The following is a 13,750-nucleotide window of genomic DNA, read 5'->3' as shown; positions in this document are numbered from 1 at the left end:
CAAGCTCTTTAAAGGCTAAAATGAGTATATTTGTATTACGTTCTTATAAAAAATTTTTGGAGGTAAACCGCTGAAAAGTGCGCCATAGTTGAAAAAAATGCCTAAACGTCTACCCTTTTGGACTTGAACATAAAGGGTATAACAACATGGTAAATGGTGTTGAGAATAACTACCAGAAGTTCCAAGGACAGGAAGAGGAAAAAGAGTTAGGTAAAAACACCTATGCGTTCCAATGGAGGGACTACGACCCAGCAATCGCACGCTTCAACAAAATCGATAGGTTCGCTGAAAAGTATGTAAGTCACTCGCCATACGTATTTACCAAAAACAATCCGATAATGTATCAAGAAATAGCTGGAGACAGTTTGTGGATTGAGCATAAAGGGAATAAAATATTATATGAAGACGGAAATCTTATGAATGCCGATGGCACAGCTTACACTGGAAAAGGAGTAAAAGTAAAGAAAGATGGCTCGATAAAACTCAAAGGGTTTTTAAAGAAAGCTACCAACGCATTAAATACATTAAGTTCTAAAGATGCAGGTAATTCAATAGTAGATGAGCTTCAATCTTCCACAGATAATTACTCAATAGTTAGTTCAAGTAGCGGAAATAGCTATGACCCAAATACCAATACTATTAGTTTTGATACTAGTAGTAAGAATGGGGGGTTAAATCAAGATGGAAATACAAGGAGACCTACATTTGTTGGGTTAGGACACGAATTAGCTCACGGAGTGGATGATGATAGAGGCACATTAAATATGAGAGTAGATGCTAGCTTTGGATTTAGGAATGCTGAAAAATTTTCGACACATATGGAGAATCAAATAAGAGCAGAACACGGTATTTCTTTGAGAACACATTATGGTCAAGATGCCAATGGAAACTGGCAAGGGTCTTTATTGTTAGGAAATGGTAGGACTCCGGAAAGTCGGTATTACCCAGGATACCATTATGGAGGTATAAATAGCAGAATTACTCTTCCATCGGCTGGTCCAGTTTTGATTATAAACCCAATAGTAATCCCAACAATTAATAAATTACCATAATGAAAGTCATATCAATAGCATTGTTTTTAATTTTAAACGTTTTTACTATCGAACAAAACGATACGCCTATTTATGTTGAAGGAAAATGCTACAAAGGTTATATTTTCCTTGAAAGCACTAAATCACATATGTTGGATTCTTCATTTGAAAGATTTACGCCTACAAAAGAAGATGTTGCGAGTTTAGAAAGTAAGCTTAAAAAGAGAATCAAAGGCATTAATAAAAATGAGCCTAATCAAGGAAATGGTTGCCCAATTATTCATAGAAAATTAAACAAGTATAATCGCCAATACCTTGGTTATATCAATGAAAATGGGCATAAGGTTATTTGGGTTAATTTTATCTGGAAAAAAAGTTGCCCTCAAAATTGGAGTAAAGAAATAGTCACAATTTTAGATGGTTGTAGCCATTATTGGAACATAGATTTTGATGTTGAGAAAGATTCTTTTTCGGAGATTAAGGTAAATGGGAGGGGTTGAGTTTATGTAGTCTTGTAACCATTAGTCTGCTATTAATGAAAAAAGAATGTTAACAAAAAGATAAGCCACCTTCGGGTGGTTTTTTTATGCGTAAGCCTTTTTGGTCTTGGTATCACGGATAAAGGCATCAATGATTTTAATAACGGTAGTTTTATCATCATCTGTAAGTCGCTGAATCTCACGCATACGGTTGAGCATCTCCACGTCCACGACCTCTAAACTATCATCTTCCGAAACCAAGTAATCGAGGGAAACACCAAGAACTTTAGCAATCATTTTAGCGTTCTCAACGGATGGTACAATGTCATCACGCTCGTACTTGGAAATCGCATCACGAGACACGCCCACATAAGAAGCTATATCGACCTGCGATAACTTCTTCTCTTTCCTGATCTTGGTAATCTTCTGTCCTAAAGTCATAGAATAATCGTCTTAAACGCTTTAAACCGTAGTAAACTATACGTTTTGGGCAAATATAATCAAAATAGAATAGTATAATCTTGATTTATTGAATAGTAATATCCAATATTGTAGAGTAAACAATACAAATAATAGAATTATCTGCATTATGGGTAAAAATATTTTGGACACCAAAAACAGCAACAACTACGAATACGTCACCAATCATTTAGAAATCCACGTATTGGGCGGTATCAAGCTCAACAAGTTGGATAGTCTGCGGGTAACATTGAGCATCAACAAAACCAAGAACCACAACAAACTCCGCCACAATATCGACCTGTACAACGATAACCAAGTAGAAAAACTGGTGCGAAAAACGGCGGAGCGCATCGAGATAGGCACATCGATAGTCAGGCGGACATTACAGGAACTGACCAACGAACTGGAAACCTACCGCCTATCACAGCTTGACCAAGAAGATGAAAACGAGTTTACCATCCGGGAACTCACCAAAAAAGAACTGCGGGCCGCAGGGGCATTTTTAAAGAAAGGCAACTTACTTGAAGCCACGAACGACCTGATCGGCAATAGCGGAGTTATCGGCGAGGAAACCAACCGCCTGTTAATGTACATCATCTTCACTTCTCGGAAAAGCGCAAACCCATTGCATTGTATCAGCTTGGGAAGTTCCGGAACAGGGAAAACGCATCTGCAAAGCAAGGTTGCGGAACTCATCCCGGAACACGACATCGTGGATATGACGGTATTGAGCGAGAATGCCTTTTATTACTTCAACCGCACCGAATTACAGCATAAGTTAATCCTAATCGAAGATATGGACGGGGCAGAAAATGCACTCTATCCATTGCGGGAACTACAAAGCAAAAGAAGCATCACAAAACGGGTAAGCCATAAAGATAGGAACGGAAATACCAAAACGATAAAACTAACGGTTGAAGGTCCTGTATGCGTTGCAGGCTGCACTACACAAGAAAGCATTTACGAGGACAACAGTAACAGGAGCTTCCTGCTTTACATTGACGAGAGCCACGAACAGGACGAAAAGATAATGCAGTATCAACGTAAACTATCGGCAGGAAATGTAAATATCGATGAAGAAATCAAAGCCAAACGACAATTACAGAACGTACAACATCTACTTAAAAAAATACGTGTGGTAAACCCTTTTGCCGAACACTTGCAATTACCAAAATCCGTCTTTAAACCACGAAGAACCAACGCACACTATCTACAATTTATAGAAGCTGTTACCTTTTACAAACAGTATCAACGAGAACGTAAATATGATGAAACCACGGGTGAAGAATATATAGAAACGACTATTGAAGATATTAAAGAAGCTAATCAGCTATTAAAAGAGGTTTTACTGCGTAAAAGCGATATGGTAAGCGGAGCGTGCAGGAACTATCTGGAAAAACTAAAAGCCTATTTAAAAGAACGCGACAGCCTTCCCCCCTCGGGGGAAGTGCCGAAGGCGATGGGGGCTTTTACCAATGCAGAGATAAGACGAAACCTACGCATCAAGGGAACAACGTTACGAAGATACCATACACAGCTTATTGCAGACAATTACATCAAGAAAACCACCAATAACAAGTACAAAGGCTATATCTACGAGATTGTAAGCTACGAAGAATATACTGAGTTACAGGAGCAAATAAACAACGCTCTGGAGAATTGTATTACCACAATGGAAGTGAGTCAGTGAGCCACCAATGAGCCACCACCAAAATGGCTCACTTAAGTGTCACAGATACAATTTATTAACCACTCGAAACCGTAAACCACTAAAATGGTATATGCGCAAGAAAAAAACACGCTTAAATGAAGCACTTAAAACTACAAACGGAACATTACAAAACATTAATAACCGCCTTTAAGGCGTGGTTGGATATACTCGGTTATGCAGAAAGTACGGTTTATAATCTGCCCAATCATTTACAAGAGTTCTTTTACTTTTTAGAACAAAAACAGATTATAAATATCAATCACATTACAGCAAAGACCACAAAGGAATATTACAGCTACTTGCAGGAACGAAACAACGAAAGACGGAATGGGGCATTAAGTAAAAGCTACTTGAACAAACACCAACAAGCCTTAAAAAAGTTCAGGGAATATTTACAAGACCACAATCATAAAGGCATCCATTTACACCTGAAATATGAAACGAATCCAACAGAAGAAAAACTGAACATACTTACTCAAGAAGAAATCAAGGAACTCTTTACCGCTTGCAGTTACAGCCACGATACAAAACGATTTAGGTTACGGGATAAAGCAATATTAAGTATTACCCGTAGTGCATTTAGGATAACTTAATTTTAATGTTATTTATGTTTCTATGATAGATGAACTGATTTATGTATTGTATCATTGTGAGCGCAGTAATTTTAGAAAGGATTCTAGTCTTAAAACCTTCAAAGGATTTGGCATAATTCCTTCGAATCATAAATTGGTCGCATAGCTGAGAAAACAAGGTTTCAATTCTTTTACGACTTTTTCTAAAGACATAGGGCTGTTGTTTATAATTATATTGATTCTTTCTCATAGGAGTTGATAATTTGATGTTATACTCATCAAATAAATTCAGTTGTATATCGGCAGAGAGATAACCTTTGTCCCCAATAAGCAGACAATCATTCAATTGCGTTTTAATGTCTTTTAAATAATGAATATCGTGTACCGAAGCAGGACTAATATCTAAACTTTTAAAGACATCTTTTACAGAGCACACCGCATGAAGTTTATAGCCATAATAAGATGTTGATTGTGTGGCACAATATCCTTTATCAGGAGTACAATAGGTTTGTTCTTTACAAATTCTAGAACGACCACTACGAGATAATTTACATACTTCTAAAGGCATACTATCAACAATAAAGCAATCCTCAAATTCATTAAAAAAGTTAGATAATTGTTCTCTAATGAGTTCAATAGCGTCAAATAATCTCCTTCGTCTGCGATTATAAACGCTTCTTTCTATTTTTGCTAATAATTTTTCAGGGAGTAATCGAAATAGTTGATATTCACTATCGATACTCATAAATTCCGATGTTAAATTTATAGCAATCAATTCTTTATCCGTAAGTTTTGGTTTTCTGATTTGATGTAAAAAATTAGATTTTGGTTCAATAGTATTTAAAACCTCTAAAATTTTATCGTAATTTGTTTGAAAGTTGTGCATAGAAATTGTTTGTGTGGTAACTACAATTTACTGCCTTTTAGCAGTTTGCACAACTTTTTATAAATGCACTACGGGTTAAGTATTGTTTACAGTTGCGGACTGCGAAGGACGGAGGCCGTCAGCCTTGATATAAAAGATGTACTCTTCGATAAAGAACGGATCCACGTCAGAAAAGGGAAGAACTATAAAGAAAGGTTCGTGCCAATGAACGGTTACAACCTGCAAGTATTGGAAGATTACATCTTTGAAGCCCGACCAGAGTTTACCAATTTTGGAGAAAGCGAAGCTTTATTTATAAGCCAACAAGGAAAACGGTTAAATGGAATGTCGTTCGCTAATCGATTAAAGGCCATTGTACTGGCCACAGAAAACAAAAGCATCGAAAATAAGCAAATTACATTACACACATTAAGACACTCAATAGCAACCCATTTACTGCAAAAAGAAGTGCCATTGGAAAGTATCAAATCTTTTTTAGGGCATAGCAGTTTAGAATCTACTCAAATCTACACACATTTATTAAAAACCGTTGAAAATGATTGATTACAGAGCATATTTACAAAAGAAAGGATATACAGAAACCACCATCGAAAACTATATAAAACAAGTGCAATTATTTATAAAATGGTGCAATAGAAATCATACCACAGCTATCGACATCGATTATAAGGATTGCTTGAAATACATCAAATACCTGCAACGAAAAGGAACAACCAAAAAGACCGTAAACCATAGATTAGGACGAGTAAAAGTATATCTAAACTACTTAGTGGAAGAAAACTTTAAAAGTGAAAATCCAATCGAAAGCACCACCATCAAAGGCGTAAAAAGGATAGTCAATTACAATCTATTGGAAGCTGACGAACTGGAGGATTTATATTACAGTTACGAAACTGAAAATATCAAAGACCAATACCACAGATTAACAGCAAAAAGAGATAGGATAATCGTCGGTCTGATGGTCTATCAAGGCTTATCAACAACCAATTTAAAAGCGTTGGAAGTCCGGCACATAGAAGTTTACAAAGGTAAAATCTATGTTCCGGGACACAAGAAAATGAACGCACGGGAACTAGAGCTAAAACCTTGGCAAGTCATTGAACTGTTGGAATACATCAAAGAAATCAGGGAAGAAATAAAACAACGTAGAAAAGTAGAGAGTGAACGGTTATTGATACCGAACAATGCACGATTGAGCAATACAATTACCAACATTATTAAAAAGCTGAAAAAGACCAATCACAAGGTCGAAAACATCAACCAAATAAGAGCAAGTGTAATTACAAATTGGTTAGGGCAATACAACTTGCGAAAGGTTCAATATCTGGCAGGACACCGTTACATCAGTTCCACCGAAAGGTATTTACAGGACGACCTGGAAAACCTGCACGAAATCGTCAACAGCTTCCATCCAATAGCATAAGCCTAAAACTATGGAACACAAATTGTATCTTTACAATAAGAAAAGAGGAATAATTATGGCAACTTTAGATTTAAGACAAAGTGTTTTGGAATATATAAAGAACAAGGCAGACGGTAAATTTTTACGTTTGGTTGACGCAATGGCAAAAACCTACCAAGAAGAAGAGATCCCGGAACGCATCAGTATTGAGCAGTACAATAAAGAAATCGACGAATCCATAGCACAGATAAACCGCGGGGAATTCTATACCCAGGAAGAAATGGAAAAAATGGCAAAAGAATGGTGAAACCCAAAGTCATCTGGAGTAAAAACGGTTCCCTTCAGTTAAAGGAATCCTTGGAGGATTTAAGGGAGAAATCACCAAAGGCAGCATCAAAAGTTAAAAACGAAATACTCAAGGCATCAAGGGAGCTATCCGATAACCCGGAAATCTATAGTCCGGATAGGTTCAAGAAAAACAACGACGTAAGCTTGGGCTTTTGAAAAATACAGTTACCGGGTAACCTACCAAGTGGAAAAGACCCAAATAACGATATTACGGGTCCGTCACACAAGCAGGGAACCTTTGGAACATTAAATAATCCCCACAAAACAAAACCCAGATTGTTGCCGGAAAAGGCAAAAATCCCCTGTCCTTTTTGCCCTTCCGCGCGCCACCGCCATTGCAGGTTTTTGTGCGCCACCACTAAAGCAGCCCATTGCTTTTTACTATACCCAATGCCCGGTCGTCCGGTACGCAAAAAATACTGTACACAGGGCACAGGCATTTTTTACGTACCTCCCTCGCCAACGCAAAAAAGCAAAGCGCTGCGCCACCAAAAAAACCAATGCACAAAAACCTGCCCCAAGCAAAGTTACATAACGCAGGAGCTTTATAATGCACAAGAAATATTTACAGTTAAAAATCAAGGAAACCTTGTGCAGTTATAAATTGCGCTATGTAAAATTGCCGACTTTGCCACCGCTTTTTGCCCTCGCTGCTGCCAGCGCACTACGAAACATTAATTTATAATGCTCAATCGCCGCATTAGTGGCTATCATTTTAAAAAGCCGAAGATCGCCAGCGCAAAGCCCGCCACCCAAGACCTTCCCCTTTTTAAAACGGAAATGCCCGGCACGGAAAAACGTTCCGGTAAATGGACAATCTGGGCATTGGACGGGGCGTTGGGGATTGTTCAATTACCGGAATGCAACAACCGTAGGGCGTTAGTCTCCACAATCTTGTAAATCAACTCTAAAAATACCAATCCAAGTTCCGGGCGCAAAGGCTGTGCCGGCTATTTTACATAGTGTGCTTATAGTACAGAAACCAAATGAATGCTACTATAAGACCACATTATGTAAAGATAGCTTTGGAAAGGGCTTTTGCTCTGGCCTTTTAGCAACTCTTTTTTACCATTAAAATCAAACTTAAAAACAAAAAAAGTGTTGCGGGCCAAAAAGAGCGGAAGCCCAAGCAGGGAAAGGGGGCAACGCCAAGACAAGGGATGTTTTGTTAAAAATAGTTGGGTTGGCGTTGCGAGGTATTAAATACCAATCTGTATATTAGAGGTCGGAAAGATGATGCGGAAAGGACGTTCTTATGAAAAATTTTTAGAGGGAAACCGCTGAAAAGTGTGCCATAGTTGAAAAAAATGCGTAAACGTCTATCCCTTCGGGCTCCAGCATAAGGGGTATAATAATAACATAGTCCAAGAGAACAACCACAAGACCTTTATGGGTCAGGAAGAGGAAAAGGAACTCGGCAAGAACACCTACGCATTCCAGTGGAGGGACTACGACCCTGCAATCGGAAGGTTCAACAAGATAGATAGATTTGCTGAAAAGTATTATTCAATAACACCATACCATTTTGCTGCTAACAACCCTGTTTTTTTTAATGAAATTGCTGGGGATAGTATTAAGGGAGTATCTCGAAAATCAGCAAGAAGAGCAAGGAGGGAAATTAGAAAGACTTTTAAGGAAAATAAAAAACTTGCAAGATTATTTAAGACAAAAGGCAGCAAGTTTAAAGGAATATCACAAGAAGATTTTGATAATGCAACACAAAACTCTAGTGATGACGAAAAAGCTCTCTCGCAGGGATATTTTGATGCCGTAAACTCGCAAGAGATACATATCGTAGAGGCCGTTAAAAGAGGCGAAAAGTTAGATTCAAATTTAAGCCAGATTAATGGTTTTAAGACTGGAGAAGATGTTGATAATGCTACGGGAGGAGGATTTAATTACGGAACATCAAATGGTTCGCACACTGTTATTGTTACAAACTCTACTGTTCCTATAACAGACTACAGGGATAACTCTACAGGAGCAAGAATCTTGAATAGGACATCGTCTGCGGGGGAATTACTGGCCCACGAACTTTTAGGACACGGGCTTACCAGATATAATACAGGTGGAAACCAATTTTTAAATGCTATACAATTAACAAATTTGTATAATAGAGTCACTAATACTTCCGGTTCTCCATATCGTTTTTATAGAGATGGTTCTAGGCACGGAGGTAACCCTGCTGGTGCAGGAGTGGCTATTCCTGGTACTATTTCTTGGCAAGTTCCATTATATTTAAAATAAATTATGAAAAATCACATAGTATTGATTTTAGCGATAATTAACTCTTTTACAATGTTTTCACAGGATGAAACTTCAAAAAAAGTTATTAAACAAATAGAGATACTGAAAAATAAAGGGGTTGAGAATATAATTGCTATATCGAATGAATCAAATGAAAGCGTGATTATTTGGAAGGAAAAGGGTAAAGAAAAGGCATTGAAAATATATAGAAAAGATTCTGGTTGTATAAAAATGAAAAAAGAGCGATTAAATAGAAAAGAAAAAGAAGATTTTAATGATTGCCTTGATAATTATAAATATATTGAAGAAATAAAAGATATAAATTGTGATGAAAAGGTTCACGCATTTACTGAAATTACTGTAAATGGTTTAGTGAATGGGGAATCATTCTTGCATAAATTTTACTCTCATTGTGGAACGGAAAAACAAAAGAAAAAGATTAAATCATTTATGAGCCTATATTACAATTTATTGTAAAGTTTAATTAAATCCTAAACCACCTTCGGGTGGTTTTTTTATGCGTAAGCTTTTTTAGCACTGGCATCCCTAATGGCAAGGTCGAGGAACTTTAAGACCATTGCCTTATCCTCACTGCCCATATCCTGAATGGCCTGGAAACGCTTTAAAAGTTCCTTGTCCTTTATAGCTATAACATCATCACTCAACAAGGCGTCGGCAGAAACACCAAGCGCATCAGCGATAGCCTTTAAGGCATCGGCTGGCGGAATGCTCGTACCCAGTTCATAACGAGAAAGGCTTTTGTTATTCACGCCTGAAATCTCTGCAAGCTCCGCTTGGGAAAAGCTCTTTTGCTGTCTGTACAATCGTATGCGTTCTGCTATAGTCATAATCGAGAAATACTTATTAAAAACACCTCTAAAAAGTGAATATTAGACAAATATAAGTAAGATAAAATAAATAAATCCATAAAGTGTCTTGTGTTGTTTTCTTGTAATTGTTACTTTTGGGGCAAATCCGAGAATGAAAATTTTTAAACTTTTTTGAAAATGGCACTCAAAACCACCAATAGCAACAACTACGAATACGTCACCAATCATTTAGAAATCCACGTATTGGGCGGTATCAAGCTGAACAAGTTGGACAGTCTTCGGGTAACCTTGAGCATCAACAAAACCAAGCATCACAACAAACTGCGCCACAATATTGATTTATACAACGATAACCAAGTAGAAAAGTTGGTGCGAAAAACAGCCGAACGTATCGAAATAGGCACATCGATTGTTAGAAGAACATTGCAGGAACTGACCAACGAACTCGAAACCTACCGCCTATCGCAATTAGAGCAAAAAGAAGAAAACGAGTTTACCATCCGGGAACTCACCAAAAAAGAACTGCGAGCCGCAGAGGCATTTTTAAAGAAAGGCAATTTACTTGAAGCCACGAACGACCTAATCGGCAATAGCGGAGTTATCGGCGAGGAAACCAACCGACTGTTAATGTACATCATCTTTACAAGTCGCAAAAGTGCAAATCCTTTGCATTGCATCAGCTTGGGAAGTTCCGGAACAGGAAAAACACATTTACAAAGTAAGGTTGCAGAACTGATACCAGAACACGACATCGTAGATATGACGGTTTTAAGCGAGAATGCTTTTTACTACTTCAACCGCACAGAATTACAGCACAAATTAATATTAATCGAAGATATGGACGGAGCAGAAAACGCACTCTATCCACTTCGGGAACTGCAATCAAAACGGAGCATCACAAAACGGGTAAGCCATAAAGACCGAAACGGAAATACCAAAACGATAAAACTAACGGTTGAAGGTCCCGTATGCGTTGCAGGATGCACCACACAGGAAAGCATTTACGAAGATAATAGCAATCGTAGTTTTTTATTGTACATAGATGAAAGCCACGAACAGGACGAAAAGATAATGCAGTACCAACTCAAACTATCGGCAGGAAATGTAAATATCGATGCAGAAATCAAAGCCAAAAGACAGTTACAAAACGTACAACATCTACTTAAAAAAATACCTGTGGTAAACCCTTTTGCCGAACACTTGCAATTACCAAAATCCGTCTTTAAGCCACGACGGACAAATGCACATTATCTGCAATTCATTGAAGCTGTTACCTTTTACAAACAGCACCAACGGGAACGCAGATATGATGAAGCCACAGGTGAAGAATATATAGAAACGACTATTGAAGATATTAAAGAAGCTAATCAGCTATTAAAAGAGGTTTTACTGCGTAAAAGCGATATGGTAAGCGGAGCGTGCAGGAACTATTTGGAAAAACTAAAAGCCCATTTAAAAGAACGCGACAGCCTTCCCCCCTCGGGGGAAGTGCCGAAGGCGATGGGGGCTTTTACCAATGCAGAGATAAGACGAAACCTACGCATCAAGGGAACAACTTTACGAAGATACCATACACAACTCATAGCAGACAATTACATCAAGAAAACCACCAATAACAAGTACAAAGGCTATATCTACGAAATCGTAAGTTACGAGGAATATACAGAGTTACAGGAGCAAATAAATAATGCTTTGAACAACTGTATCAGCTTGATGGAAGTGAGCCAGTAAGCCACCAATGAGCCACTACCAAAATGGCTCACTTAAGTATCACATATACAATTTATTAACCGCTTAAAGTCGTGAACCACTAAAAAGGTCTATGCGCAAGAAAAAAACTGTCCAAAATGAAACATCTAAAATTACAGAACGAACATTACAAAGTACTGGTTAAGAGTTACAAACAATGGTTGGACATACTCGGTTATGCAGGAAGTACGGTTTACAATCTGCCCAATCATCTGCAAGAGTTCTTCTATTATTTAGAGCAAAATAGTATTAGAAATATCAATCAGATTACAACCAAAATCGTAAAGGAATATTACAACTCACTCAAAGAAAGAGCCAACGAAAGACAAAGTGGAGCTTTGAGTAAAAGTTATTTAAATAAGCATCAACAAGCACTAAAAAAGTTCAAGGAATATTTACAGAACCACAATCACAAAGGCATCAACATACATTTAAAATCAGAGAAGCAACCAACCGAAGAAAAGTTAAATGTACTGACGATAGCAGAAGTTAAGGAACTCTTTGAAGCCACCGAATTTAGTCATACCGAAAGTAGGTTTAGATTAAGGGACAAAGCCATTTTAACAGTATTGTACAGTTGCGGATTAAGACGAAACGAAGCCGTACACCTTGATATTGGCGACATCCTTTTTGATAAGGAAAGAGTATTTGTTAGAAAAGGTAAAAACTACAAAGAACGCTATGTTCCAATCAATCGTAGAAATGCCGAAATACTGGAAGATTATATCTACGAAGCCCGCCCGGAATTTTACCAAGCCAAAGAAAGCGAAGCGTTGTTTATCAACCATCACGGAACGAGAATGCAGGGAATGAGTTTTGCCAACCGATTAAAAGTGATTGTAGAAACCACAGAGAACAAAAACATCATCGATAAGCAGATTACACTTCACATTTTAAGGCACTCCATCGCAACACATCTACTACAAAAAGAAGTACCATTGGAAAGTATCAAAACCTTTTTAGGACACAGCAGTTTAGAAAGCACTCAAATCTATACACATCTATTTAAAACACTTGAAAATGAAGCCATTTAAAGTTTATTTAGAAGAAAAAAATTATAGTGAATCAACTGTAAACCTGCATACAAAGGAAACACGGAACTTTATAAAATGGTGCAACAAAAATAGTACAACACCAATCGAAATTGATTATAAAAAATGCCTGAAATACATTAAATATCTTACCCGAAAAGGAATAACCAAAAAGACCATTAACCACAGGTTACGAAGCGTTAAAATCTATTTTGATTACTTAATCGATGAAGCTTGCAGAGTAGACAATCCAATAGAAAACACAACTATAAAAGGCGTAAAAAGAAATGTCAATTATAACCTGCTTGAAGCCGAAGAACTCGAAGACCTATATTACAGTTTTGAGACAGAAAACTACCAAGAAGAATATCACAAATACACATTGAAAAGAGCCAAAGTAATTATAGGTTTAATCGTTTATCAAGGTTTAAATACAACTGATTTAGGTAATCTTAAAATCGAACATTTACAACTTAATAAAGGCAAAATATATGTTCCAAGTACCAAACGAAGCAATGCAAGATTATTGGAGTTGAAACCGTGGCAAATAATGGAGTTTATGGAATATGCGAACGAAGTTCGGCCAATAATCCAAAACAAGATTGGAAACCACAGCGAACAGCTTTTTAATACCAATGCACGTTTTAATGCAATCATCTATCAAATCTTTAAAAAGCTAAAGAAATACAATCAAAAAGCGGAAAACATAAAGCAAGTTAGAGCATCGGTAATTACAAACTGGCTAGGACAATACAATTTAAGAAAAGTTCAATATCTGGCAGGACACCGTTACATCAGTTCCACCGAAAGGTATTTACAGGACGACCTGGAAAACCTGCACGAAATCGTCAACAACTTCCATCCGATAAAGTAAAACCCGTAACCAAGGGAAGTGGAAATATCCCCAGGGCAAAAAGTCCACGCCGCTCGTACCCTCACGGCTCGCCCTGTCCTTTTTGCCCTTCCGCGCGCCACCGCCCTTGCAGGTTTTTGTGCGCCACC

General features: G+C 37.6%; 16 protein-coding genes and 2 pseudogenes. 15 read left to right on the top strand and 3 right to left on the bottom strand.

Translation table 11 applies throughout. The features are described 5' to 3' along the window. Positions 1–122 precede the first annotated feature (122 nt). From L1967_RS22335 to L1967_RS21300, 3 genes and pseudogenes are all read left to right on the top strand, one after another. A pseudogene (locus L1967_RS22335) lies at positions 123–347 on the top strand (RHS repeat-associated core domain-containing protein); the annotation flags it as partial. Then, a complete protein-coding gene (locus L1967_RS21305) occupies positions 339–1,052 on the top strand; it encodes a M91 family zinc metallopeptidase (protein ID WP_338063562.1) in 714 nt (237 codons plus the stop codon). The pseudogene L1967_RS22335 and the gene L1967_RS21305, both read left to right, overlap by 9 nt. Further along, a complete protein-coding gene (locus tag L1967_RS21300) occupies positions 1,052–1,531 on the top strand; it encodes a hypothetical protein (RefSeq protein WP_249603517.1) in 480 nt (159 codons plus the stop codon). Before L1967_RS21305 ends, L1967_RS21300 begins: the two co-directional genes overlap by 1 nt. Before the next feature lie 84 nt (positions 1,532–1,615). On the opposite strand, the gene L1967_RS21295 is transcribed toward L1967_RS21300, so the two are convergent. Next, positions 1,616–1,951 (bottom strand): helix-turn-helix domain-containing protein, encoded by a 336-nt coding sequence (locus tag L1967_RS21295; protein WP_249603516.1) that lies wholly within the window; start codon positions 1,949–1,951, stop codon positions 1,616–1,618. Positions 1,952–2,099: 148 nt separating this feature from the next. Between L1967_RS21295 and L1967_RS21290 the strand changes: the two genes are divergently transcribed. After that, complete coding sequence (locus tag L1967_RS21290) at positions 2,100–3,662, top strand: hypothetical protein (RefSeq protein ID WP_249603515.1); 1,563 nt, start codon at positions 2,100–2,102, stop codon at positions 3,660–3,662. Positions 3,663–3,778: 116 nt separating this feature from the next. Next, positions 3,779–4,276, top strand: coding sequence for a hypothetical protein (locus L1967_RS21285; protein WP_249603514.1), 498 nt, complete (start codon positions 3,779–3,781; stop codon positions 4,274–4,276). Here L1967_RS21285 and L1967_RS21280 read toward each other — a convergent pair. Beyond that, entirely contained in the window at positions 4,263–5,141 is an 879-nt protein-coding gene (locus L1967_RS21280) for an IS982 family transposase (protein ID WP_249603513.1), read from the bottom strand. The two genes, L1967_RS21285 and L1967_RS21280, sit on opposite strands and share 14 nt — an antisense overlap. A 63-nt stretch (positions 5,142–5,204) precedes the next feature. Here L1967_RS21280 and L1967_RS21275 point away from each other — a divergent pair, with 63 nt between their 5' ends. The 7 genes and pseudogenes from L1967_RS21275 to L1967_RS21245 all read left to right on the top strand — a co-directional run bounded on the left by L1967_RS21275 (position 5,205) and on the right by L1967_RS21245 (position 9,615). Further along, on the top strand, positions 5,205–5,684 hold the full coding sequence (locus L1967_RS21275; protein WP_249603512.1) for a tyrosine-type recombinase/integrase: 480 nt from the start codon (positions 5,205–5,207) through the stop codon (positions 5,682–5,684). Continuing rightward, the gene (locus L1967_RS21270) at positions 5,677–6,564 is read left to right on the top strand and encodes a tyrosine-type recombinase/integrase (protein ID WP_249603511.1); all 888 of its coding nucleotides are present in this window, start codon (positions 5,677–5,679) and stop codon (positions 6,562–6,564) included. The genes L1967_RS21275 and L1967_RS21270 overlap by 8 nt, the downstream gene beginning before the upstream one ends. A gap of 10 nt (positions 6,565–6,574) precedes the next feature. Further along, positions 6,575–6,850, top strand: coding sequence for a hypothetical protein (locus tag L1967_RS21265; RefSeq protein WP_249603510.1), 276 nt, complete (start codon positions 6,575–6,577; stop codon positions 6,848–6,850). Then, positions 6,844–7,047: a hypothetical protein gene (locus L1967_RS21260; protein WP_249603509.1), complete on the top strand. Its 204-nt coding sequence runs from the start codon at positions 6,844–6,846 to the stop codon at positions 7,045–7,047. Before L1967_RS21265 ends, L1967_RS21260 begins: the two co-directional genes overlap by 7 nt. 547 nt (positions 7,048–7,594) lie before the next feature. Continuing rightward, positions 7,595–7,774 carry a hypothetical protein gene (locus tag L1967_RS21255; protein WP_249603508.1) on the top strand — a complete coding sequence of 60 codons (180 nt, stop codon included), beginning with the start codon at positions 7,595–7,597 and terminating at the stop codon, positions 7,772–7,774. 449 nt (positions 7,775–8,223) lie between these two features. Further along, positions 8,224–9,138: pseudogene (locus tag L1967_RS21250) on the top strand (RHS repeat-associated core domain-containing protein); the annotation flags it as partial. 3 nt (positions 9,139–9,141) lie between these two features. Further along, entirely contained in the window at positions 9,142–9,615 is a 474-nt protein-coding gene (locus L1967_RS21245; protein ID WP_249603507.1) for a hypothetical protein, read from the top strand. Positions 9,616–9,653: 38 nt separating this feature from the next. Here L1967_RS21245 and L1967_RS21240 read toward each other — a convergent pair whose 3' ends face one another. Continuing rightward, positions 9,654–9,986 carry a helix-turn-helix domain-containing protein gene (locus L1967_RS21240; protein ID WP_249603506.1) on the bottom strand — a complete coding sequence of 111 codons (333 nt, stop codon included), beginning with the start codon at positions 9,984–9,986 and terminating at the stop codon, positions 9,654–9,656. 159 nt (positions 9,987–10,145) lie between these two features. Between L1967_RS21240 and L1967_RS21235 the strand changes: the two genes are divergently transcribed. The 3 genes from L1967_RS21235 to L1967_RS21225 all read left to right on the top strand — a co-directional run bounded on the left by L1967_RS21235 (position 10,146) and on the right by L1967_RS21225 (position 13,622). After that, on the top strand, positions 10,146–11,699 hold the full coding sequence (locus tag L1967_RS21235; RefSeq protein ID WP_249603505.1) for a hypothetical protein: 1,554 nt from the start codon (positions 10,146–10,148) through the stop codon (positions 11,697–11,699). A 116-nt stretch (positions 11,700–11,815) separates the two neighbouring features. Beyond that, complete coding sequence (locus tag L1967_RS21230) at positions 11,816–12,751, top strand: tyrosine-type recombinase/integrase (RefSeq protein WP_249603504.1); 936 nt, start codon at positions 11,816–11,818, stop codon at positions 12,749–12,751. Further along, positions 12,738–13,622, top strand: coding sequence for a tyrosine-type recombinase/integrase (locus L1967_RS21225; RefSeq protein WP_249603503.1), 885 nt, complete (start codon positions 12,738–12,740; stop codon positions 13,620–13,622). The genes L1967_RS21230 and L1967_RS21225 overlap by 14 nt, the downstream gene beginning before the upstream one ends. Positions 13,623–13,750 lie beyond the last annotated feature (128 nt).

The sequence above is a fragment of the Zunongwangia pacifica genome (assembly GCF_023499215.1).
GTDB classification, from domain to species: Bacteria; Bacteroidota; Bacteroidia; order Flavobacteriales; family Flavobacteriaceae; genus Zunongwangia; species Zunongwangia pacifica.
The sequence above is the reverse complement of the archived record's forward strand: the minus strand, read 5'-3'. Positions and strand labels throughout refer to the sequence as shown.